General features: G+C 57.6%; 20 protein-coding genes, 5 tRNA genes and 1 pseudogene. 6 read left to right on the top strand and 20 right to left on the bottom strand.

Annotation, left to right across the window (positions count from 1 at the left end):
- Nucleotides 1-78 precede the first annotated feature (78 nt).
- The 4 genes from DXC67_RS05175 (at nt 79) to DXC67_RS05160 (ending at nt 4606) form a co-directional block, all read left to right on the top strand.
- Nucleotides 79-1995 (top strand): BMP family ABC transporter substrate-binding protein, encoded by a 1917-nt coding sequence (locus DXC67_RS05175; protein ID WP_117637606.1) that lies wholly within the window; start codon nt 79-81, stop codon nt 1993-1995.
- Entirely contained in the window at nt 1992-2702 is a 711-nt protein-coding gene (locus tag DXC67_RS05170; RefSeq protein WP_117635372.1) for a metallophosphoesterase, read from the top strand. The genes DXC67_RS05175 and DXC67_RS05170 overlap by 4 nt, the downstream gene beginning before the upstream one ends.
- Before the next feature lie 232 nt (nt 2703-2934).
- On the top strand, nt 2935-3495 hold the full coding sequence (locus DXC67_RS05165) for an RNA polymerase sigma factor (RefSeq protein WP_117583099.1): 561 nt from the start codon (nt 2935-2937) through the stop codon (nt 3493-3495).
- The gene (locus DXC67_RS05160; protein WP_117637605.1) at nt 3476-4606 is read left to right on the top strand and encodes a DUF4179 domain-containing protein; all 1131 of its coding nucleotides are present in this window, start codon (nt 3476-3478) and stop codon (nt 4604-4606) included. The genes DXC67_RS05165 and DXC67_RS05160 overlap by 20 nt, the downstream gene beginning before the upstream one ends.
- A 351-nt stretch (nt 4607-4957) precedes the next feature.
- Here the strand turns inward: DXC67_RS05160 and DXC67_RS05155 are convergent, their stop codons facing one another.
- The 13 genes and pseudogenes from DXC67_RS05155 to DXC67_RS05095 all read right to left on the bottom strand — a co-directional run bounded on the left by DXC67_RS05155 (nt 4958) and on the right by DXC67_RS05095 (nt 12182).
- The gene (locus tag DXC67_RS05155; protein ID WP_233502585.1) at nt 4958-5608 is read right to left on the bottom strand and encodes an isocitrate/isopropylmalate family dehydrogenase; all 651 of its coding nucleotides are present in this window, start codon (nt 5606-5608) and stop codon (nt 4958-4960) included.
- A pseudogene (locus DXC67_RS05150) lies at nt 5532-6098 on the bottom strand (hypothetical protein). The gene DXC67_RS05155 and the pseudogene DXC67_RS05150 overlap by 77 nt, the downstream one beginning before the upstream one ends.
- Nucleotides 6099-6563: 465 nt before the next feature.
- Nucleotides 6564-7271, bottom strand: a complete 708-nt coding sequence (rplA, locus tag DXC67_RS05145) for a 50S ribosomal protein L1 (protein ID WP_089572518.1) — start codon at nt 7269-7271, stop codon at nt 6564-6566.
- 117 nt (nt 7272-7388) lie between these two features.
- Complete coding sequence (gene rplK, locus DXC67_RS05140; RefSeq protein WP_022093893.1) at nt 7389-7817, bottom strand: 50S ribosomal protein L11; 429 nt, start codon at nt 7815-7817, stop codon at nt 7389-7391.
- A 120-nt stretch (nt 7818-7937) separates the two neighbouring features.
- Entirely contained in the window at nt 7938-8474 is a 537-nt protein-coding gene (gene nusG, locus DXC67_RS05135) for a transcription termination/antitermination protein NusG (RefSeq protein ID WP_006234984.1), read from the bottom strand.
- A 3-nt stretch (nt 8475-8477) separates the two neighbouring features.
- Entirely contained in the window at nt 8478-8816 is a 339-nt protein-coding gene (secE, locus tag DXC67_RS05130; RefSeq protein ID WP_089572519.1) for a preprotein translocase subunit SecE, read from the bottom strand.
- Nucleotides 8817-8892: 76 nt separating this feature from the next.
- A tRNA-Trp gene (locus DXC67_RS05125) sits at nt 8893-8968 on the bottom strand.
- Between the two features lie 13 nt (nt 8969-8981).
- A complete protein-coding gene (gene rpmG / locus DXC67_RS05120; RefSeq protein WP_022093895.1) occupies nt 8982-9131 on the bottom strand; it encodes a 50S ribosomal protein L33 in 150 nt (49 codons plus the stop codon).
- A gap of 279 nt (nt 9132-9410) precedes the next feature.
- The gene (gene tuf / locus DXC67_RS05115) at nt 9411-10601 is read right to left on the bottom strand and encodes an elongation factor Tu (protein WP_117563790.1); all 1191 of its coding nucleotides are present in this window, start codon (nt 10599-10601) and stop codon (nt 9411-9413) included.
- Nucleotides 10602-10697: 96 nt separating this feature from the next.
- Nucleotides 10698-10774 (bottom strand) — tRNA-Met (locus DXC67_RS05110).
- A gap of 3 nt (nt 10775-10777) precedes the next feature.
- Nucleotides 10778-10853 (bottom strand) — tRNA-Thr (locus DXC67_RS05105).
- Nucleotides 10854-10863: 10 nt separating this feature from the next.
- A tRNA-Tyr gene (locus DXC67_RS05100) sits at nt 10864-10945 on the bottom strand.
- A gap of 403 nt (nt 10946-11348) precedes the next feature.
- Nucleotides 11349-12182 carry a MurR/RpiR family transcriptional regulator gene (locus tag DXC67_RS05095; protein ID WP_158551291.1) on the bottom strand — a complete coding sequence of 278 codons (834 nt, stop codon included), beginning with the start codon at nt 12180-12182 and terminating at the stop codon, nt 11349-11351.
- A gap of 151 nt (nt 12183-12333) precedes the next feature.
- On the opposite strand from DXC67_RS05095, the gene DXC67_RS05090 reads away from it, so the two are divergent.
- Complete coding sequence (locus tag DXC67_RS05090; protein ID WP_117637603.1) at nt 12334-13752, top strand: glycoside hydrolase family 1 protein; 1419 nt, start codon at nt 12334-12336, stop codon at nt 13750-13752.
- A 9-nt stretch (nt 13753-13761) separates the two neighbouring features.
- Nucleotides 13762-15162 carry a PTS transporter subunit EIIC gene (locus DXC67_RS05085; protein ID WP_117637602.1) on the top strand — a complete coding sequence of 467 codons (1401 nt, stop codon included), beginning with the start codon at nt 13762-13764 and terminating at the stop codon, nt 15160-15162.
- Between the two features lie 532 nt (nt 15163-15694).
- Here DXC67_RS05085 and DXC67_RS05080 read toward each other — a convergent pair.
- From DXC67_RS05080 to disA, 7 genes are all read right to left on the bottom strand, one after another.
- A tRNA-Thr gene (locus DXC67_RS05080) sits at nt 15695-15769 on the bottom strand.
- A gap of 177 nt (nt 15770-15946) precedes the next feature.
- Nucleotides 15947-16624, bottom strand: a complete 678-nt coding sequence (locus DXC67_RS05075) for an NYN domain-containing protein (RefSeq protein ID WP_006234978.1) — start codon at nt 16622-16624, stop codon at nt 15947-15949.
- 3 nt (nt 16625-16627) lie between these two features.
- Entirely contained in the window at nt 16628-17548 is a 921-nt protein-coding gene (rlmB, locus tag DXC67_RS05070) for a 23S rRNA (guanosine(2251)-2'-O)-methyltransferase RlmB (RefSeq protein ID WP_117637601.1), read from the bottom strand.
- Nucleotides 17549-17715: 167 nt separating this feature from the next.
- Entirely contained in the window at nt 17716-19182 is a 1467-nt protein-coding gene (gene cysS / locus DXC67_RS05065; protein ID WP_117637600.1) for a cysteine--tRNA ligase, read from the bottom strand.
- Between the two features lie 3 nt (nt 19183-19185).
- Nucleotides 19186-19680: a 2-C-methyl-D-erythritol 2,4-cyclodiphosphate synthase gene (gene ispF, locus DXC67_RS05060; RefSeq protein WP_006234975.1), complete on the bottom strand. Its 495-nt coding sequence runs from the start codon at nt 19678-19680 to the stop codon at nt 19186-19188.
- Complete coding sequence (gene ispD, locus DXC67_RS05055; RefSeq protein WP_117637599.1) at nt 19670-20398, bottom strand: 2-C-methyl-D-erythritol 4-phosphate cytidylyltransferase; 729 nt, start codon at nt 20396-20398, stop codon at nt 19670-19672. The genes ispF and ispD overlap by 11 nt, the downstream gene beginning before the upstream one ends.
- The gene (disA, locus tag DXC67_RS05050) at nt 20398-21438 is read right to left on the bottom strand and encodes a DNA integrity scanning diadenylate cyclase DisA (RefSeq protein WP_369831362.1); all 1041 of its coding nucleotides are present in this window, start codon (nt 21436-21438) and stop codon (nt 20398-20400) included. The genes ispD and disA overlap by 1 nt, the downstream gene beginning before the upstream one ends.
- Nucleotides 21439-21775: the final 337 nt, after the last annotated feature.

Raw genomic sequence — 21775 nt, 5'->3', positions numbered from 1 at the left:
ACAGGCACCATTGTGGTGGTTTCGCATCGTGGTACCATGGTTCATATCGTTGTTTAAACGACTAAGGGAGTAGACACCATGGAAGAGGCCTATCGTCAAGCACGCAAGCGCGGCGAGCAGGGACGCCGTCGCGCCATCAGCCAAAGCGAGCACCCGTACCTTACGGACCTCGATAGCCTCGTTGCCCAGCTCCCCTTAGGTCAGCGAGAGAGCGTCGGCCTAAGGGACATTCCGCTCGAAATGGTCGTCGGCACGGTTACCAAGGGCCGTCAGTCTGCCTTTTCGTGCAACTTTATGCCCCTGTTGCCATTTAGCACCGAGTTCGCCCGCAAGTGGTCCAACCTCTATGACATCCAGGTGACCGAGGGCTATCGCGACCCCATCATCGTCACCGAGTTCATGCATCGGTTCTACGTCCAGGAGGGCAACAAGCGCGTCAGCGTCCTCAAATTCCTGGACGCCCCGACGGTTTCGGCCAAGGTCACCCGCCTCTACCCCGGCACATGGGATTCCGTCGAAAGTCGCCTGTACGGCGAGTTCTGCGCGTTTTGGCGCGTCTGCCCCCTATACGAGATTGAGTTCTCGCGCGAGGGAAGCTATGAGACGCTCGCCAAGATGCTCGGCCAGGACCTTGTCGAAAAGTGGCCACAGAAAAAGGTCGACTACCTGCGCCATACCTTCCAACTCTTTAAACGAGCCTACCTGCGCGCCGGCGGCGACCATCTGGACATTACGCCCGCCGACGCCATGCTCGTCTACCTCAACGTGTACAACCAGGACCGCCTGCTGGATACGCCGACGGACATCGTCGTAAACCGCCTGTGCAAGATTTGGCGCGAGCTGATCATTGCCGGCAAAAATGACGAGGACAAGGTCGATCTTGTCGAGGCACCGAGCGTCGATGAGGAAGAGACACCCGCCAAGTCCACCTCCGGCGTGCTCAACTTCTTTATGGGCAAGACCGTCTACTCGGCTGCCAACCCCCTGCGCATCGCCTTTATCCATGAATTCCCCTGCGTTACGTCGAGCTGGGACAGCCTGCACGACCAGGGGCGCCAGTATCTCGACGAGCACTTTGGCGGCATCGTGCGCACCGAGGCATTCGAGGACTGCCACGATCCGGACATGTTCTACGCCGCCGTGGAAACGGCTGTCAAACATGGAGACAACGTCATCTTCTCGACCTCGCACCGTCTGATGGAATACACGCTCAGGGCAGCCGTTGAGTATCCCCAGGTGCGGTTTCTCAACTGCTCTATCGGCCTTCCCCACCAAAGCGTCCGTTCGTACTTTGGCAAGATGTACGAGGCCAAGTTCCTCCTGGGCGCCCTTGCCGCCAGTATGGCGGACAACCATCGCATTGGTTACCACGCGTCCGTCTTTGCGTCGGGCGCGCTTAGCGAGATCAACGCCTTTGCGATTGGCGCCTCGCTGCTCGACCCCCGCGCGCAAATTATCCTGACCTGGGGCGATGTGCCCGCCGGCGGTCTTGCCGAGGCCATGTGCCGCGAAGGCGTGAGCGTTATGACCGGCGCTGACATGTCCAAGTCGCTCGAAGACCCTACGGCCTACGGACTCCACCGCCTGGTCGATGGCAAGGTCGTCGGCATCGCCATGCCGGTATGGAACTGGGGCCGATACTACGAGCTTATCGTGCGAAGCCTGCTGCACGGCACCTGGGATGAGACCAGTGACGACAGCCAGGTTCGTGCCGTCAACTACTGGTATGGTATGAGCTCGGGCATCATCGACATTCGCTACGCTCCGGGCCTGCCCTATCAGACGCGCAAGCTTGTTCAGCTGCTCCGCAATGGCATCGTCGAGGGCTCCATCAATCCATTTGGCGGCGAGCTCCATAGCCAAGACGGCGTGGTGCAGATCGAGGGCTTTCCCCCACTGCCGAGCACGCAAATCGTCGAGATGGACTGGCTGGCCGACAACGTGGTGGGCACCATTCCACAACTCGACGATGAGCCGAAAGTCCGCGCCCTATGAAGATCCTTGCCATAGCCGATACCGAAGAGCGCTGCCTGTGGGAATGTTTTCGCAAGGAGCGCTTTGAGGACGTTGACCTGATTCTATCCGCAGGCGACCTGGATCCGGACTATCTTGAGTTTTTGGTCACTGTCATCAACAAACCGCTTGTGTACGTTCGTGGCAACCACGACGACCGCTACGCGCGCCATGCACCGGGCGGGTGCATTTGTGTTGAGGACAGCGTATATGTGTACCGAGGTATTCGCATTGCGGGTCTGGGCGGTTCCATGCGCTACCGCGACGGCGCGAACATGTATACCGAGCGCGAGATGGCAAAACGCATGCGCAAGCTATCGCGAAAAATCGCACTGGTAGACGGATGCGATATTCTACTTACCCATGCACCCGTCGCAGGCATGGGCGACCTGGACGACCTGCCGCATCGAGGATTCGAGTGCTTTAATGCGGCTCTTGAGTCTTGGGGTCCCGACTATATGATTCACGGGCATGTGCACCAAAGCTACGGCCCCAACTTTCAACGCGAGCGCCAACACCCATGCGGAACGAAGATTGTCAACGCCTGTGGCTATACCAAGATCGAAATTGACGAGGCGCGCTACCCCACGCGCGGTTGGAAGGCCGCTTGGCTCAACTCGCAAACCATGCGCCGCGAGCTCAAACGCCACGAAGCAATCGAGTCTTCAACCGCCAGAACCCCCTGGTAACTGCCAACAACCACCACGAAGGGGATAGGCACCTTTATGGTGGTTTTGCTGACTCGTCCGACCTGTCCATCACGGTGCTTGTGTAATTAACGAGAACACTCATTGTTTTGTAAGGACGGCGCTCACGTGCCGTCTTTTTTTGTCAACTTATGCAGTCTCGACCGTGTTGTATGTAGAGGGACCTCGCGAGACGCCTTCCCTATATCCACCACGACCAATTGGAGGTGACACTATGCCTGCACGCCGTAACCGCAATAGCACGCTCCGATGCGATGCCGATCAGATCGAGCGGGAAGCAAAGCGCTTGGTCGACACGTATTCCGACCTCATCCTTCGATTGTGCTATTCGGCCCTTGGATCCGCTGACGACGCTCAAGACATCTGCCAGGACACGCTGATCAAGATTCTCCAACGCACTCAACCGTTCGACTCGCTCGAACACGAACGTGCTTGGGTGATCCGAGTCGCACTGAACGCATGTCGCGATATCGGCCGTACGCACGCGAATCACCCGGTTGTCGACCTCGATTCGCTCCCCGATTTCTGCGCACCCGTAACACATACCGAGCAAGAATTCGCGCAACGCGACTGCGCCATTCTTTCCGCTGTCACGGCCCTGCCTCAAGCACAGCGCATCGCCATCTTTTTGCACTACTACGCAGGCATGAGCATCAGGGAAATCGCAGACGCCGTTCACGCGACGCCAGCTGCAACCGCCCAGCACCTTAGCCGCGGACGTGCGTCACTTCGGCTTTCCTTGAAAGGAGACCACAATGACTACGAATTCGAATGACTATCGCCACGCCCTGGAGCACATTTCGTTTACCGATAATGCGAAGCAGCACATGGCAAACTCGATTGCTCAGTCCGTCGCCTCGAGCGATGCGGCGACCGCTCAAAGCAACTTTAATGGCACGCGACGCAAGCCGCGCATCGCCCGCCATCCCGTAAGAACAGTCGCTCGCATTGCCGCTGTAACGGCAGTCCTCGCTATCGTCATTGGAGGCGCTGGCACGGCTATGGCAACAGGCGTCCTGCCGCTTCCTTCTGACATGCTTTCCGACATCTTTGACGGACCTGCTTTTCAAACCGAGATCATCGACCGTATTGGCCGGCCCGTCGGTGCTAGCTGCTCCAACAACGGAGTCACCGTGACCGCCGACGCCATCATGGGCGACAAGAATATGGTTACCATCGCCTATACGCTTACGTTCGACGATCCCGCTGCCCTGAAAAAGCTTTCCGAGCCGGGCGAGAACGAAACTATCGCCGGAAGTGTCGATGGAAACGTATACGTTGATGGCGAGCATGGCGGCCAAGGCCAATCATGGCTCATTGACAAGAACCCCAATGACTCCAGCATTCAATACTTTGCACAGTTCAGCGTTGAATCACCCGGCCTTATGGGCAGGACCGTCCGCACGCATATCAACTCACTCGTTGTGCCACGTGCTGGCAAAGAGCTTCCCGAGTATAAGAAAATACTTACGGGCCCATGGGATCTTAAGTTCCAGCTGAATTACGAAGATACATCCGTTACGATTCCCGCGCCCAAATCGGTCAACTTTAACGGCACCAAGGCGACGATTCAAGAGGCCACCGTATCCTGCGTTGGCGTTTCAGTCCGCTACAACATAGATCGTTCCATCGAACACGACAACAACAGCGGCAAGATGTCTCAAAACATGGAGGAGTCTATGGATGCCGTTGGCAACATACCCCTCATCGTGACGTTCAAAGACGGTCATGTTGAGGACGCAACCAGCCACAGCGGCTATTTCGCAAATAAACTGGATAACGGCACCACTGATGTCCACAAGACCTGGCCGTTCTCGCAAGTTTGTGACACAGACAAGATTGCAAGCGTACAAATTGGCGATACGGTCATTCCCATGAATTCGTAACGCTACGCGGCTCGTATATGCACCCGGTTCCGCACTTCGCGTCTAAATATGCGCTGTCATCGAGCAGCGTGAGCGCAAGGCCGCCCGTATAGTCGGCTGGGAACACCTCGTTGCGCTAAAAACCACCACGAAGGGGACCGGCACCTTTGTGGTGGTTTTGCTGACTCGTCCGACCTGTCCCAACGGTTTGTCTCAATCTGTAACAGGTAGGGCCCAAATAATCGGTTAGCTGTTACAGATCGAGACAGACCACGGATGCTCAGCCGAAAATCTCAATCTGTAACAGGTAGGAACGATTTTGCCCCTTAGATGTTACAGATTGAGATATTTGACAGCTTGAATCGGCATCGCCTACAGCGCGGCGACGACCTTGTCGCCCATCGTCGTGGTGCCGAGGATCTTATCTGCCGGGGTGTTGACATCGGCGATGTCACGGGTGCGCCAGCCCTCGTCGAGCACGCGCGCCACGGCGCTCTCGATCCACGCGGCTTGCTCGCCCATGTCGAGCGCGTAGGTCAGCAGCATCGCCACCGACAAGATTTGAGCCAGCGGATTGGCCACGCCGAGCCCCGCGATGTCAGGAGCGCTGCCAGCGCTCGGCCCAAACAGCGATACGCCATCATCCAGCGAGGCAGAGGCAAGCATACCGAGCGATCCGGTAATCTGAGCCGCCTCATCGGACAGGATGTCGCCGAACATGTTCTCCGTCACCACGACGTCAAAGTCTGCCGGTCGACTGATGAGCTGCATGGCGGCGTTGTCGACGAGCAGGTCCTCAAGCTCCACGTCGGAGTACTCCTCGTCTTGCACGCGATGCACGATCTCGCGCCACATGCGGCTCGTCTCCAGCACGTTGCGCTTATCAACGCTCGTCACCTTGCCGCGACGTTTGCGCGCCGCCTCAAATGCCTGGCGCGCAATGCGCTCAATCTCGTACTCGCGATACTCCATCACGTCGACCGCACGCTGACCGGCCGCACCCGCAGCGCCCGCGCAGGTCACGGATGCGGGCGCCAAAGTCCCACGGCATGTTGTAGCCCATCGTATCGGGGATGTTCACGACCGTGGCACCGGCCTTTACGGCCGCCTCGATAATGCGCACCAGAAACTCCTGATCGGAGCGACCGGCATCCTCGGCATAAAACTCAACATCGTCAACGAACTTGCGAGCATGTTTGACGGCATGGATCGCTCACTCAATTGCCCTTTCCTCAGTCATATGGAGCTTGTCGCGCAGGTGACTGGTGCTCACACCCAGCCCTGTATGGATACGGGGCCTCTGGGCCGTTTTGAGCGCCTCTGCAGCCACTTCGATATCCCTGTCGACAGCGCGCGTCAGGCCGCATACCGTGCATCGGTCGCCCGCAATCTTGCCAATCTCCTGTACGGAGCGAAAGTCACCAGGACTCGAGATGGGAAAGCCCGCCTCGATAACGTCCACGTTCATGCGCACCAGCTGGCGGGCGATGAAGAGCTTTTCCTCGGTATTCATGCTGGCGCCCGGCGACTGCTCACCGTCGCACAGGGTGGCGTCAAAGATTGTGATTTTGCGGCTTATATGTTCCTCCTGATTGACCGTTTTATGACAGATGGCTTTCAGGAGAGAGAGAAGGCCTAGAGATAGAAAAATACCCGTGTCGCTCATCACGCCTGAAAGCGGCAGACGATAGCGCACCCGGGTACAACAAATCGTTATAGCGAGATTACAACCCTAGCGCGCTATCCAATCTAGTAGCGCTAGGCCTAGGAGCTGTTGCGTGTTCTTAAACATGTTGGGCTCCCTTCGGCCTCGGGTAGTACTACATCGCGCTAAAGTACAACACAAGTAAAACCACCACAAGGGTGCCTGTCCCCTTCGTGGTGGTTTCGTTGACTCAAAAGCAAGAGACCCGGTCCTGCACGAGGCAGAACCGGGTCTCTTTAGCAATGCTTGCTTTGCTCAGGCAGTAACTGTTAGTTACTCAGCCAGGAAGTCGCGCTGGATAGCGGGATCGACCTTGACGCCAGGGCCCATGGTGGAAGACACGGAGATGGACTTGACGTACTTGCCCTTAGCAGAAGAGGGCTTGACGCGCAGGATCTCGGTGTACAGGGCAGCGTAGTTCTCGACGAGCTGCTGCTCAGAGAAGGACTTCTTGCCCAGGGGCACGTGGCAGATGCCGTAGCGGTCGGCGCGGTACTCAACGCGGCCAGCCTTGAGCTCGGAGACCATCTTGGCGACGTCCATGGTCACGGTGCCGAGCTTGGGGTTCGGCATGAGGCCACGGGGACCAAGGATCTTACCGATGCGGCCAACCTTGGCCATCATGTTCGGCGTAGCGATAGCGGCGTCGAAGTTGATCTCGCCCTTCTGAATCTGGGCGACAAGCTCGTCGGAACCGATGATGTCGGCGCCGGCAGCCTCAGCCTCGCGGGCCTTCTCGCCCTCGGCGAAGACGGCAACACGAACGGTCTTGCCGGTGCCGTGGGGCAGGGAGATGGAACCACGGATGTTCTGGTCAGCCTTACGAGTATCGATGCCCAGACGGAAGTGGGCCTCGACGGTCTCGTCGAACTTGGCGGTGTCGAGCTCCTTAATGAGCTTGGCAGCCTGAAGGGGGGTGTAGAGCGTGGCGCGATCGATCTTCTCGGCAGCGGCGTTATAGCTCTTACCATGCTTAGCCATGTGCATTACCTCCTGTGGTTAAACGGGCGTGAGCCCTCCCACATCGTATCGTGTGCCCTATTGCACACATTTAACGGGCGCCCAGGTCGGAGCACCCGTCGTTACCATAAGAAATCGCTACTCAGCGATGGTGACGCCCATGGAACGGGCGGTACCGGCGATGATCTTCTTGGCGGCGTCAATGTCGTTGGCATTGAGGTCCGGCATCTTGATCTCGGCGATCTTGGTGAGCTGCTCCTGGGAGAGCTGACCAACCTTGTCGGCCTGGGGCTTAGCGGAACCAGACTTGAGGTTCAGCTCCTTCTTGATGAGGTGAGCCGCCGGCGGGGTCTTGGTGATGAAGGAGAAGGACTTATCCTCGTAGACAGAGATCTCAACGGGGATGATGTCGCCCTTCTTGTCCTGCGTCTCGGCGTTAAAGGCCTGGCAGAACTGCATGATGTTCACGCCAGCAGCGCCCAGAGCGGGGCCGACGGGAGGAGCGGGGTTAGCTGCACCAGCAGGAATCTGGAGCTTAATGACGTTGGCAACCTTCTTCTCAGCCATGGTCATTCCTTTCGAATCACGAGTGTGAAGTACTTGCTATATCGTAAGCACGCACGTGTTAGAAGCACTCCTGAGATGAGCAGTCACAGAAGAAGCACGCTCGCGCGAACGGACGAAAACTTAAGCGATGACAGCGACCTGGTTAAAGTCGAGCTCGACCGGCGTCTCGCGGCCAAAGATCATCAGCGTGACCTTGAGCTTGCCAGCCTCGGTGTTAACCTCGGAGACCTTGCCATCAAAGTCGGTAAGCGGGCCATCGGTGACGCGGACGGACGTGCCGACCTGAATATCAACCGAGGTGCGCTTGGGCGAATCGCCCTTACCGGGACGACGAGTCATCTTGTTGTACTCGTCGCGGGAAAGCGGAGCGGGCTTGCCGTTGCCGCCCAGGAAACCGGTGACGCCAGGCGTGTTACGAACGCACGTCCACGCATCGTCATCCATCTCCATGCGGACCAGGACATAACCCGGGAAGATCTTGGAATCCTTGGTCTCACGCTTGCCACCCTCTTTAATCTCGGTGACGCGCTCCATAGGAATCTCGATATCAAAGATACGGTCCTGCATGCCCATGGTCTCGATGCGATGCTCGAGATCGGACTTAACGCGGTTCTCGTATCCAGAGTAAGTGTGAACGACGTACCAACGCTTAGACATGGTTTAGCCCCTCAATCCAGAGAACAGAGCAAGAGCCTCGCCAAAGCCAGCATCGAGCAGAGCGATGACGACGCCGACGACGATCAGAGAAGCGCAAACGACGACCGAGTAGTTCACGAGCTCCTTCTTATCGGGCCACGTGACACGCTTCATCTCGGACTTCACCGAAGCGAAATACTTCTTGGTGCGGGCGAAGAAACCAGGCTTCTCGTTCTTCTTAGACTTCGCAGCCTTCTCGCTCTTCTTGGCAACGGCCTTCTTGGCCTCAACCTTGGAGTTGGCGGCAGCGTTGTTGGCAGGCGCCTGCTGCTGTGCCTTCTTCTTGTTCTTCTTGTTGGCCATTTGGGTTACCTCCGCGCAATGCGCTTATACATGAGTAAACCGTAAGCCCCCAAGTGGGAGCTTACGGAATAATGACTGGCACGCCAGGAAGGACTCGAACCCTCAACACTCGGTTTTGGAGACCGATGCTCTACCAATTGAACTACTGGCGTATATGACTAGAGACTAGCGAGTCTCTTTGTGCAGCGTGTGGTGACGGCACCAGGGGCAATACTTCTTGATCTCCATACGATCAGGCATGGTCGACTTGTTCTTGGTGGTCGTATAGTTGCGGCGCTTGCACTCAGTGCACGCAAGAGTAACTAGAGTACGCATGTATCCTGAACCTTTCATTTCCGCCCCGTACGGGCACGAGTTGTTACTTTATCAGCTCCACGTAAGTGCTGTCAATGAAAACCTCGAGTCAATTGGTTCTCGGTGGATCCATTCATATTTGGAACACATCAATGAAGCCATCGAGATCTAATCGACGGTGCATCCAGGACCATTATCGATCCTCTCGACACCAGCAACGGCTCAATATCCATTGCAGAAAAGAACCCGGCACCCATATAAGTGCCGGGTTCTCTAAGTCAGCTATATCAAAGAGCTAATTTACTCAATGATCGTGGAGACGATGCCCGAACCGACGGTGTGGCCACCCTCGCGGATAGCGAAGCGCAGGCCCTCCTCCATGGCGATCGGGTGGATGAGGTCGCCCTCGATGGTGATGTGGTCACCAGGCATAGCCATCTCGGTGCCCTCGGGGAGCTTGACCGTACCGGTAACGTCGGTGGTACGGAAGTAGAACTGAGGACGATAACCATCGAAGAACGGGGTGTGACGGCCGCCCTCCTCCTTGGTCAGAACGTAGATCTCACCGGTGAACTTGGTGTGCGGGGTAACCGAACCGGGCTTGCAGAGAACCTGGCCGCGCTCGATGTCCTCGCGCTTGATGCCGCGGAGCAGCAGACCGACGTTGTCGCCAGCCTCGCAGAAGTCCATGGACTTACGGAACATCTCGATACCGGTAACGACGGTGTTCTGGGTATCCTTGATGCCGACGATCTCGACGGGCTCGTTGAGCTTGAGCTCACCGCGCTCGACACGACCGGTAGCAACGGTACCACGGCCGGAGATGGTCATAACGTCCTCAACGGCCATCAGGAACGGGAGGTCGTTGTTACGAGCAGGCGTCGGGATGTACTCGTCGACAGCGTTCATGAGCTCGCGAATGGCGTCCATCCATTTGGCGTCGCCCTCGAGAGCGCCCAGAGCGGAACCACGGATGACGGGGATGTCGTCGCCGGGGAAATCGTACTCGGAGAGGAGCTCACGGGTCTCCATCTCGACGAGGTCGATGAGCTCGTCATCGTCGACCATGTCGCACTTGTTCAGGAAGACGACGATGTAGGGAACGCCGACCTGACGGGCGAGCAGGATGTGCTCGCGGGTCTGAGCCATGGGGCCGTCGGTAGCGGCGATGACCAGGATAGCGCCGTCCATCTGAGCAGCACCGGAGATCATGTTCTTGACGTAGTCAGCGTGGCCCGGGCAGTCAACGTGAGCGTAGTGACGGGCAGCAGTCTCGTACTCGACGTGGGAGACGGAGATCGTAATGCCGCGCTCGCGCTCCTCGGGAGCCTTGTCGATGTTCTCGAACGCAGTGAAGTCAGCCTTGCAGCCCTCGGTCTCGGAGAGAACCTTGGTGATGGCGGCGGTCAGCGTGGTCTTGCCGTGGTCGACGTGACCAATGGTGCCGATGTTAACATGCGGCTTAGTGCGCTCAAACTTCTCTTTGGCCATAAAGCCCTCCTCTAAACAGGTCGTCCCCGGACGGGACTTTGCCTTTATACCATAGTGGCCTCTCAACATACTATTGAGAAGCCACCGTGTTACCTATGGTAGCGGTGACTGGATTCGAACCAGTGACGCCACGGGTATGAACCGTGTGCTCTAACCAACTGAGCTACACCGCCGGATGGAGCCTGCAACCAGACTTGAACTGGTGACCTCTTCGTTACCAACGAAGTGCTCTACCGACTGAGCTATACAGGCACTTGACGGGTGGGAGCTATAGGATTCGAACCTATGTAGGCAGAGCCAACGGGTTTACAGCCCGTCCCCATTAACCACTCGGGCAAACTCCCAATCGTTCAAGTATCCGCAGGTTCTTTGGTCTTTTGGACCGCCGCCCCCGCGAACGAAAAAGATAATACGATGCAACCTTGGGGGCTGTCAACGAAAACCTCTAGATACACGGTTCCGGGCGTATCTATATAGCCTTGACCTGCGGTTTTGCTGTGTTTGGATATGAAGGACGGTGAATTTGCATGTAGCGGTGACATTTCCCGAGGGAACACTTTGTCGTAGTGGAGTACGCTGGCTGGAACGAACTTCGATAACGACCCTCTTGCACTATTACACAGGTTGCAATCGGGCTTCCACGGCACGATCGAGCGTGGATATTCTCCCGCTTTTAGCGCGGCTCTAAGGCCAAAGTGGCAGATTTTCCACGCTCATTCTCCAGGCGGGAGAACTATAGAGCCGCAACTACTCGGGCCAGGCCAAAGTAGACCCATAGAGCGGCTCCCCCTTGGTGCAGGGGTAGCGACTCAAGTAACACGACGATAGCAAGTCGAAGAAATAAGTCATGGCGTATTTCGAATAAACGCCGAGTCGGTCAATTCCGTTTCCCGCATTACCAAGACGATATACACGGTCAAAAGACCTCGATTTGTCATCGTTGCTAAACGCAGTTATTAGAATCTTCCTGCCCGAACGGCAATCAAGATACTCACGCGCCTGTGACGCAAATAGCCCGGAGACCGATACGAGAATTATCAATGACTGCGAAGCGTCTCCCATGTTTTTCAATTCCGCGACGTTAGCCCCAGCAACTATGCGAACTATCTTGCCCGCATAAAACATTTCCTGCTGAAATCGTACGAGATTGGCGCTCACATTATTGGTGCACCAGATTTCAACGTTTTTATGGCCATCAATTTCGTCGGCAAGGTGCTTAATAGCAATATCGGACACGCCGCTTTCAACCTCAGCGAACATCTCGATCATGCGAACGTCGAGCTCTGCCCTGTACTCCTCGTAGCCAAATTCCTCCTCTCGATGGCTTAAGTCGCTTGGAAAGACTGATTGAGTAAATGATTCTTTCAAATCGCTAAGAGACTGGTAGCCCAATCGATTGCAGAAACGACGAACAGCGGAACGGGTCACGAATGCATCGCGGGTTATTGCGGCAACATTGATTTCGCTCGAACGCCTAATGTGAGCGACGAGATATCGAGCGATGGCGGCATCGTTTGACCCAAACTCGCTGTTGATGATGGAGCTAATGCGATTGAGCACATCGAAGTCATTGATATTCACGTGATCCCTCTTTCCGCTCTCCTCGAAATCATAGTTCATTTATTGAATCAAACAGCTTTGGTCGTTCTCCTATGATTCAAATCAGTTGACGTCATCTTAATCGTAATTCCGCCACACGTATCCACCGTGTTGAATGATGGAAAGGGGATTCATGGGCAACGTGAACAACATGCCGTTTCTCTGGGGTTCCGCCACGGCGTCTTATCAGTGCGAGGGTGCCTGGAACGAAGACGGCAAAGGCCTTGGCGAGTGGGATTTCTTTAGCCACACAAGCAATAAGAACATCAACCATGTTGACGGTGATGTATCTTGCGACTTCTACCATCGCTATGAAGAAGATATCCGCATGATGAAAGAAGGCGGACAAAACACCTATCGCTTCTCTCTTTCATGGAGTCGAATCATCCCCACGGGTATCGGCGAAGTGAATGAAGAGGGTATCGATTTTTATAATCGGGTCATTGATTGCTGCCTCGAAAATGGCATAGAGCCCAACGTTACGCTGTTCCATTACGATCTGCCATTCACGCTTGCTTGCAAAGGCGGATGGCTGAACAATGACATGGCAGAGTGGTTCTGCAAATACGCCAAGATTTGCTTTGAGCGCTTTGGAGACCGCGTCAAAATCTGGGCTACCGTTAACGAGCCGCATTTCTACAGCTACTGCGTAAACATGTTGGGCAACTATCCCCCCAATCGATCGCTCGACGTTCAGTCGTACATGCAGTTTCAGTACAACCTGATGCGCGCAAGCGCACTCGCAGTCCGAACATATCGTCAAATGGGCTACGACGGCATCATCGGCGCCGTCCACGATGGCGGCGTTGTCGAACTCGACCCGGCAACCGAGCACCCTGATGACGTATTTCGATACGCAGACTTTTTCGCCAATCGCATGATTCTGGCACCAGCGCTTCAGGGTCAACTGCCGCCAGAAATGGACGAAATCCTTGAAAAACTTGGCGTCTCGCTCTATCGATCCCCAAATGACGTAGAAGAATTCAGAGACGGTAAAGTCGATTTTATTGGACTCAACGTGTATTGCCGAGAGTATGTAACCGACTGGCACGGTGGAGAGCTTGCCGTTTCGGCGAACAATAAGGGCGGTTCGAGCAAAAAGGTCGAAGGAAAATGCATTGCGCCCTTGTTTGAAAGCGCCCGCGACAGCAATGTTCCCCGCAATAAATGGGGCCGCGAAATACTCCCAGGTTGCATGTATTCAACCATCATGGATGTCCACGAGCGCTATGACGCGCCCCGCATCTTTATTACGGAAAACGGACATGGCGCCTATGAGCAACCAGACGCAGACGGAATGATCCACGATGATGACCGCATCGAGCTTCTGGGCCAGTTCATCGAGCACATGATGAGGGCTAAGCGCGACGGCGCGCGCGTTGAGGGCTACTACCTCTGGTCGACGATGGATCTGTATAGCTGGATCAACGGCTACGAAAAACGATACGGACTTGTCCATATCGACTTCGAGAACAATCTGAAGCGCACCCCCAAAAAGAGCTGGTATTGGTACCGAGACCTTATCTCGAAGTATCAGGAGCAGGAAGGTTAGGAGAAAGAGATGAAATATCAGGCAATGTCCGAAACAGTCCTAAAGGCTGTTGGCGGCAAAGAGAACATTACATCGGTAACTCATTGTGCGACGCGCCTTCGCATCGACGCACGAGACACCTCGATCATCGATCTCCAGCTCGCCAAATCGGCCGATCAGGCGCTCGGGGCAGTAGTCAGCGGTGGCCAGCTTCAGGTGATCATCGGCCCCAACGTCACCGAGGCTTACAACGACTTCCTCGACTTCGCGGGAATCGAAGTCGGCGGTGGCACGGTTGCCGACGATGCCCAAACCGCCAAAGACCTTGCAGAAGGCATTAAAAGCGGTAACACCGCCATGGGCTTGATTGAGAAATTCGGGAACGTCTCTGCACAGGTATTCATGCCCATCGTCCCGGCGCTCATCGTTGGCGGACTCATTCTTTCGATCAAGAATCTCCTGGTCAATTATTGCGGATTGAGCACCGATAGCGGAACCGCCCAGGTCCTGTTGGCGATCTTTAGCGCTTCGTTTAGCTTCTTACCCGTTTATCTTGGTTATCAGCTCGCAGCCGTCATGAAGATGCAGCCCATCATGGGCGCATTGCTGGGCGCGTTCATGATCAGCTCGTCCATTAGCGGTGCCGAGGGTCTCGACTTTCTTGGTATTCCCATCCCGACGAACGACTATTCGAGTACGGTAGTGCCCATCGTACTGGGCGTTGTATTCATGTACTTTGTCGACCGCGGCCTTCAGAAGATCATTCCCGACGTTACCAAACTGTTCTTGAAGCCGCTGCTCACCATGATCATCGTCGTGCCCGTCGAGCTGATTATCCTTGGCCCCGCCGGCAGCATGATGGGCTACGCGCTGAGCGACGCCGTCACGTGGCTTATGGACAACGCGGCATTTATCGCTACTCCGATCCTGGCAGCCCTTAACCCCTATTTCGTCATGCTCGGTCTCGATAAGGCTTACATCGCAATCGAAGTTACGAGCCTGGCGCAGCTCGGTTGGGCACCCATTATCTTTGGATTCATCTCGAACCTCTGCATTGGCGGCACGAGCCTCGCCCTGGCAACTGCCATGAAGGGAAACAAAGAGAAGAGGGGTATGGTCACCACGGTTGCCGTCACCGCACTCTGTGGCGTAACCGAGCCCGCGTTCTACGGTTGCCTCATCGAGCGTCCCCGCCTGCTTGTCGGCACGGCAATCGGCGCGCTCTGCGCTGGACTCCCTGCAGGCATCTTTGTTCTGAAAGAGTATGTTGCGGGAGCATGCCCCGGCCTTCTTTCGGCACTCATCTTTATCGCTCCCGATGGGTCCATGGGCAACTTCGTGCTGGCATGCGTTGTCGCCATCATCGCCATCGTCGTCTCCTTCATCGCTGCACGCGTGATCATCAAGAAGAACCCGAGCTATATTGAGTAGATGCCCGCTGTTTGCATTGGGGACATCCTCGGCAGACCATTAGCAAGAACCCAAGAAGTTCCTTAGGAGCTCGATTAATCCATTCGGATTCCTGAGACACAAACGACCCCGATTCCACAATGAAATCGGGGTCGTTGTTTCTAAAGCCGTCGATAGACAATCGGTGTTTACCTTAGCTCCCTATCCAAGTTAATTATCCACGCTCGTTCTCCGGTCGGGAGATTTTCTTCGCTCGCGTGTCCAGAAATCCACGCTCGAGCAGGACATCCAGATCCGCGCCCGCCCTTGTCTCGATCTGTAACAGCAAGAGGCCTATTCCGCTTCTACATGTTACAGATCAAGATATTCCTAAAACACCCTAAGTTTCATCTCAATCTGTAACAGTTAGATGCCGAATATCGGTCTTGGTGTTACAGATTTAGACAAACTGGAGGACGAGACAAACCAAAAACGGGATGGGCGCCAACCCGATGGCGCACCACCTAACTAGAAACGGGCCCTGTCCCATAAGGAACAGAGCCCGAAACTCTCATGGAGCCAGTGACAGGAATCGAACCTGCAACCCACTGATTACAAATCAGTTGCGCTACCGTTGCGCCACACTGGCACACTTGGCGCTTTCGCGCGAAGCCAGTTAAGAATAAAGGAATTACGGACGGGGCGCAACAGACCCTTTGACCGACCACATCTCAAAACTATTCGTTTTGGCGACGGCAACCCACAGTCCATTGATTACAAATCAACGGGCTGACCAATTGGGAAACGGGTCTCTATGGATAATCCCCTACCGGCCACGCAGGGCCTTGAGCTTGGCCAGGGCATCGGGGCTCAGGCGACTGCCCAGAGTCATCTTGATCTGCGGGGCTTCCTCTGCCTCGTGAACGTCGTTATCGATCTGCTTGATCTCGTCCACCAGCATGCGGCTCGAGATGCGCGTAACGCCCTTGCCCATGACGACGGCCTGGATCGTGCCGTCGCTCGACACCACGGAGCACGCGCGGCCTTCCTCGCGCGCCTCGATGCAGAGCTTCTGCACCACGGTATCGGCAGAGACGCCCGTCGGCGAAAACTCAATGCGCACGCCGCGGGCCGGTAGGTTGGGGCGCTCGCTGGAGATGTTGCCCGCGCCGTCGAACACGATCACGGCCTCGTAACGGCCCTGGGCAAACGCCGCGACATCGTTGATGAGCGCAGTACGAGCCATATCGTGGACGTCGCTGGAATACGGATCGTCGGAATGGTCGTACACGAGCTTTTCGTAGCGCGGCGTGCAGTGAATCACGTTGTAGCCGTCGACCACCAGCAGCTCGGGCTTATTGGAGTGCACCGTCGAGACCGGATCGGCGATAGCCTGCGCAAACGCATTGCCGCCCACGCCATAGGTCGCGGCCGAAACAATTGGCTTGGCCGAGCCCTCGCCAAAGCGCTTGGCCTTGGACTTGGCGCGGTTCTTCTTGGACATGCGCTACTCCTCCCCCATGAGCTCGCCGGCATTGCGGCGCAGCCACTCAAAGCACAGCGCGGTGGTCGCCTGGGCCACATTGAGACTCTCGGTCATGCCGCGCTGGGGAAGCTTGGTCAAAAAGTCGCATTTCTCGAGCACCAGGCGCGAGATGCCGTCGCCCTCGGAGCCCATGACGAGCGCAACGCGGCCCTCAAAGGGAGCATCCCAGCAGCTGCCCTTGGCGTGCTCGGAAGCACCGCCCACCCAAAAGCCGGCGACCTTGAGGTCGTCAAGCGCTCGGGCGATATTGGGAACCTGCGCGATGGGCAGGTGCATGACGGCACCAGCAGAGGTTTTGTAGCTGCCCACGGTCACACCGGCGGCGCGCTTGTTTGCAATGATGACGCCCGCCGCGCCCACGACCTCGGCGGAGCGCACGATCGCACCAAAGTTGCCATCGTCGGTCACATGGTCGAGCACGACGACGAGCGCCGGTCCGTCACCCGCGCGATCGAGGATATCGGCGACATCAGCATAGGGGAAATTACCCACCTCGAGCGCAATGCCCTGGTGAGCGCCATGGCTCGACAGCGCATCGAGCTGCGCGCGCGGCACATACTTAATGCGGACACCCGCGGCGTTGAGGTCATCGACCAGGCGCGACAAGGCGGCATCGCGCTCCCCGCCCTCGGCGATGAGCGCGCACTTGATGGGAAAACCAGTGCGCAGCGCCTCGGCGGCAGCACGACGACCTTCGATAAACTCGCCCTTGGGAGCCTGGACAGTGTCGCGGTTACGATCTCGCTGCGGACGCGCAGCCTGGGCTTGGGAGCGCTCGCGCTGGCCCTTGGGAGTGGCAGCGCGTTCGTTGCGGCGAATCGGACGCGAGCCAGAAGCAGCCTGCTTGCCGCCACGAGGTGCACGCTTGCGATTGTCGGCCATAAAACGACCTCCTAAATACAACTATCAAACGAAACAAATAGACCGACCGCCCGAGGTGCGGCAGATTGCCTTGAAAGAGGAGGGCATAGACCTTGAGGTCATGCCCGACGATTGAAAGGCAAGGTGCCGTGGCTCGGGCGGTCGGGTGCTTGGAAAACCCGCAGGGATTAGAGAGTCTTAATACGAGTGCCGGCGGCCGTATCTTCAATCGTCAGACCCAAGTCCTTGAGCTGGTCGCGGATGGCGTCGGCCAGATCCCAGTTCTTGGCGGCGCGGGCCTCGGCGCGGGCCTCGAGAATCTTGGCGGCGGCCTCGTCCACGTCGTCGCCCGTGTAGGCGACCAGGCCGGCGGCAACGCCCAGCAGGCCCAGCGGCAGCTCGACCTTGGGCTCGGGAAGCTCAACGCCAAATGTGTCGAGCAGCTCAACCAGCGTATCGGCGGCAGCAAGCGCAGCGGCCTTGTCGGCAGCATCGCCCGCCTGCTCCAGGTACTGGTTGCACTCGGTCACAAAGCCAAAGACAGCACCCATGGCACCGGCAGTGTTAAAGTCGTCGTCCATGCACTCCTTAAAGGTGGCACGGGTCTCGGCGGCCTTGGCGGCAAACGCCTCGGATGCTGCCTCATCGGCATCGGCCGTCGCATGGTTCGCGGCCCAGCGCAGGTTCTCGACCGTACCGGCGATACGCATGAGCGAGTTCTCGGCACCCTCCAGGCGCTCCCAAGAAAAGTCGAGCGGCGAGCGATAGCTCGTCTGCAGCATCAGCAGGCGCAGGGCCGCGGCAGAGTGCTGCTCGAGCACCTCGGCCAGCGTAAAGAAGTTGCCGAGCGACTTGGACATCTTCTCGCCGGCGACCAGCAACATGCCCGTGTGCATCCAGGTGTTGGAGAAGCCCTGGTGCCAGGCGCAGGTGGCCTGGGCGCACTCGTTCTCGTGATGTGGGAAGGCAAGGTCGGAGCCGCCGCCGTGGATGTCGATCGGAGTGCCCAAGTAGCGGTGCACCATGGCGGCACACTCGGTATGCCAACCGGGACGGCCCTCGCCCCAGGGGCTCGGCCAGCTGGGCTCGCCGGGCTTGGCGGCCTTCCACAGGGCAAAGTCGAGCGGGTCGTTCTTGTCCTCGTTCTCCTCGATGCGCGCGCCCACCATAAGGTCGTCGATGTTGCGGCCCGAGACCTGACCGTAGTTGGGATCGCTGCGCACGGCAAAGTACACATCGCCGTTATCGGCAGCATAGGCATGGCCCTGCTCGATAAGCGTCTTGATCATGGCGATCATGGGACCGATCTCCTTGGTTGCGCGGGGGCGCACATCGGGATCGAGCACGTTGGCGGCGCGCATGACGCCGATGAACTTGTCGGAGAACTCCGTCGCGACCTCGGCAGCCGTAAGGCCTTGCTCGTTGGCGCGCTTGATGATCTTGTCATCGACATCGGTGAGGTTCTGGGCGAACGTGACCTCGTAGCCGCTCGCGATGAGCCAGCGACGAATCACGTCAAAGCTGATGAACGTGCGGGCATTGCCGATGTGGATGTTGTCGTAGACCGTGGGGCCGCACACGTACATGCGGACCTTGCCGGACTCGATGGGCTGGAACTCTTCCTTTTTATGGGTAGCGCTGTTGTAGATACGCATTCGTTACTCCTTAACGGTTTTCTGTAGCAGGCAGACGGCCCAGGCGCCGATTCCCTCGCCCTGGCCTTCCCAACCGAGCTTTTCGGTCGTAGTGGCGGCGACGCCCACGTTTTCGACGTCAACGCCCAGGGCATGGGCAAGGTTGGCGCGCATGGCATCGCGGTGCGGGGTGATCTTGGGCTGCTGGCAGGCAATGGTGCAGTCGGCATCGACAAACTCAAAGCCCAGCTCGCGCGCATAGTCCATCACGCGAGCGAGCAGCACCATCGAATCGGCGCCCTCGTAGGCGGGATCGGTGTCGGGGAATAGCTTGCCGATGTCTCCCCCGCGGCAGGCGCCCAGAATGGCGTCCGCCAAGGCGTGTGCGAGCACATCGGCATCAGAGTGGCCCAGCAGGCCGCGCTCGTAGGGAATGTCAACCCCGCCGATGATACATCGACGCCCCTCCACCAGACGGTGAACGTCGTAGCCGTGTCCAATGCGCAGGTTACTGAACATGGGGAAGGTCCTCTCCCTCGGCCATGCGACCGAGCAGAATCGCGGTTACGGGACGCAGGTCCTCGGGCACCGTCACCTTAAGGTTATCGCGCGGGCTCTGGACGCAGCGAACGCGTCCTCCCATGCGCTCGACCAGTGACGAATCGTCGGTACCGATAAAGCCCTCGGCAATCGCCGCGGCATGGGCGCGCTTCATGGCGTTGACGCTAAAGATCTGCGGCGTCTGCGCGGCCCAGTACAGCTCGCGCGGCGGCGTCTCGACGATGTTGTCGCCGTCGACAATCTTGAGTGTGTCGATGGCAGGCTGGCCGCACACGACACCGTCGAGGGCACGGTCGCTCACGAGCACGTCGACAGCGTGATCGATGGCCTCGGTGGTAATGAGCGGACGAGCGCCGTCGTGAATGGCGACATATTCGAAACCCGCCGGAACCGCATGCACGCCGGCACGGGTGGAATCCTGGCGGGTCTCGCCGGCATCGGCAAAGCTGATGGGCGTGCTATACGAATACGGGCTGATGGCCAGGCGGCGCATCTCGGCACGACGCTCGGCAGGGCAAACCACGACGATATGGCCGACCTTATTGCTACGGTCAAATGCGCGGATGGACCAGCTCATAAGCGGACGGCCCGCTACATTGACGAGCTGCTTACCACCGGGGTTACCAAAGCGCTGGCCGCTGCCACCGGCAACGACCACGGCGCATACGGGCGCCATTATGCGTTCCCCTGTTTGGTGCCCTTCATGCGGTACAGGGAGTCCGCAAGAATGGCAGGGTTGTTGACGCCAAAGTCGCCCAGGCGCTCCGGATCTTCGCTGATGTCGTCCATGAGCTCCTGCAGCGATCCATACTCGTCGACGATCTTCTCGGCCACGCCGTCGCGCACGACGGACACGCGCGAAAGCGTGCGCAGGCCCAGCGGTGTCATGACGGAGTCCTCGTCCAGGTCGTCGTAGCCCAGAACTGCCGCCACATGCTGCGGGTCGGACAGGTCCTTAGGCGTCATGCGGCTCAGGTTGGCGCGGATCTTCTCGGCATTGGCCTCGGAGGAATCGCTCGCATAGTCGCGAATCATCAGGTCGTATTCGGTATCCATGCTGGAGCCGGCGAGCTGCTCGAGCTGCATCTGCACGAGCTTGCCCTGGTTGCCCAGCTTGACAATGCAATCCTTAAGCTCAGTCTTTGCCTGCTGCATGATCTCGAAACTCGAGAAAATGCCGGTGATGTCGGCGAGCGTGACGTAGTCGTCGAGCTCAAGGGCCGTCAGGCGCAGCAAGGAGCGGTCGAGCGACTGACGGGTGGTCTGGAGCGTGGCGACGAGCTGGTTGACCGAGCTCATGATGGTGGTGACGGGCTGGATCTCGTAGCTCTTACCGTGGACGTACACGTTGACGACGGCACGACGAGCCGAAACCGAGATCACGATGGCGTCGGTGAGCACCGACATGCGAGCGGCGGTACGGTGACGCATGCCCGTCTCACTCGTGGCGAGCGAGGGATCGGGATTGAGGTGGAAGTTGGCGCGCAGGATCTGGGTGAGGTCGCCATCGATAACGATAGCGCCGTCCATCTTGGAAAGCTCGAACAGGCGGTTCGAGGTAAACGAAATGTTGAGCGGGAAGCCGTCGTTACCAGCAGCGAGCACGTTTTCGGTGTCGCCGACGCAGATAAGGGCGCCCAGGTGACCAGCAATGATCATGTCGAGGGCGGTGCGGATCGGCTGGCCAGGTGCCGTCAGGCGAATGGCCTGTTCCATACGCTTTTGCAGCTCGTTCTTATCCAAGGCATCGCTCCCATCGTATACGCTCCATAAACGTCAATAAGTTTCTCACGGTTTGCCCCTGTGACGCCCGCAAAATCCGATGCTTACAGAATGAGCGAACACAGCTGAGAGCCCCAATCCAAATGAGCTGCTTATGTGGTAGCATCGAGATTCGCATAAATGAGGGAGTAGTCGCGTGATCGGGTTCGCCTCCGGTGGCGCGGCAAGTCAACACACTGGCCGATGCGGCCTGGCTTGCCATAATGAACGAGACTCGTGGCTGTGCGCGCAACGCGTACGCCACGAGTCTTTTTTGTTACTCCCCCAAGAG

Origin of the sequence: Collinsella sp. TF07-1, assembly GCF_003437235.1 — a bacterium.
In the GTDB taxonomy this organism is placed as follows: domain Bacteria; phylum Actinomycetota; class Coriobacteriia; order Coriobacteriales; family Coriobacteriaceae; genus Collinsella.
Note: the sequence above shows the minus strand (reverse complement) of the source record. Positions and strands in the feature narration are given on the sequence as shown.

What these genes read in the sequence shown, in the direction of transcription:
- DXC67_RS05175 (WP_117637606.1), top strand. Translation starts at nt 79, where the DNA reads ATGGAAGAGGCCTATCGTCAAGCACGCAAGCGCGGCGAGCAGGGACGC.
- DXC67_RS05170 (WP_117635372.1), top strand. Translation starts at nt 1,992, where the DNA reads ATGAAGATCCTTGCCATAGCCGATACCGAAGAGCGCTGCCTGTGGGAA.
- DXC67_RS05165 (WP_117583099.1), top strand. Translation starts at nt 2,935, where the DNA reads ATGCCTGCACGCCGTAACCGCAATAGCACGCTCCGATGCGATGCCGAT.
- DXC67_RS05160 (WP_117637605.1), top strand. Translation starts at nt 3,476, where the DNA reads ATGACTACGAATTCGAATGACTATCGCCACGCCCTGGAGCACATTTCG.
- rplA (WP_089572518.1), bottom strand. Translation starts at nt 7,271, where the DNA reads ATGGCTAAGCATGGTAAGAGCTATAACGCCGCTGCCGAGAAGATCGAT.
- rplK (WP_022093893.1), bottom strand. Translation starts at nt 7,817, where the DNA reads ATGGCTGAGAAGAAGGTTGCCAACGTCATTAAGCTCCAGATTCCTGCT.
- nusG (WP_006234984.1), bottom strand. Translation starts at nt 8,474, where the DNA reads ATGTCTAAGCGTTGGTACGTCGTTCACACTTACTCTGGATACGAGAAC.
- secE (WP_089572519.1), bottom strand. Translation starts at nt 8,816, where the DNA reads ATGGCCAACAAGAAGAACAAGAAGAAGGCACAGCAGCAGGCGCCTGCC.
- rpmG (WP_022093895.1), bottom strand. Translation starts at nt 9,131, where the DNA reads ATGCGTACTCTAGTTACTCTTGCGTGCACTGAGTGCAAGCGCCGCAAC.
- tuf (WP_117563790.1), bottom strand. Translation starts at nt 10,601, where the DNA reads ATGGCCAAAGAGAAGTTTGAGCGCACTAAGCCGCATGTTAACATCGGC.
- DXC67_RS05090 (WP_117637603.1), top strand. Translation starts at nt 12,334, where the DNA reads ATGGGCAACGTGAACAACATGCCGTTTCTCTGGGGTTCCGCCACGGCG.
- DXC67_RS05085 (WP_117637602.1), top strand. Translation starts at nt 13,762, where the DNA reads ATGAAATATCAGGCAATGTCCGAAACAGTCCTAAAGGCTGTTGGCGGC.
- DXC67_RS05075 (WP_006234978.1), bottom strand. Translation starts at nt 16,624, where the DNA reads ATGTCCAAGAAGAACCGCGCCAAGTCCAAGGCCAAGCGCTTTGGCGAG.
- rlmB (WP_117637601.1), bottom strand. Translation starts at nt 17,548, where the DNA reads ATGGCCGACAATCGCAAGCGTGCACCTCGTGGCGGCAAGCAGGCTGCT.
- cysS (WP_117637600.1), bottom strand. Translation starts at nt 19,182, where the DNA reads ATGCGTATCTACAACAGCGCTACCCATAAAAAGGAAGAGTTCCAGCCC.
- ispF (WP_006234975.1), bottom strand. Translation starts at nt 19,680, where the DNA reads ATGTTCAGTAACCTGCGCATTGGACACGGCTACGACGTTCACCGTCTG.
- ispD (WP_117637599.1), bottom strand. Translation starts at nt 20,398, where the DNA reads ATGGCGCCCGTATGCGCCGTGGTCGTTGCCGGTGGCAGCGGCCAGCGC.
- disA (WP_369831362.1), bottom strand. Translation starts at nt 21,438, where the DNA reads ATGGAACAGGCCATTCGCCTGACGGCACCTGGCCAGCCGATCCGCACC.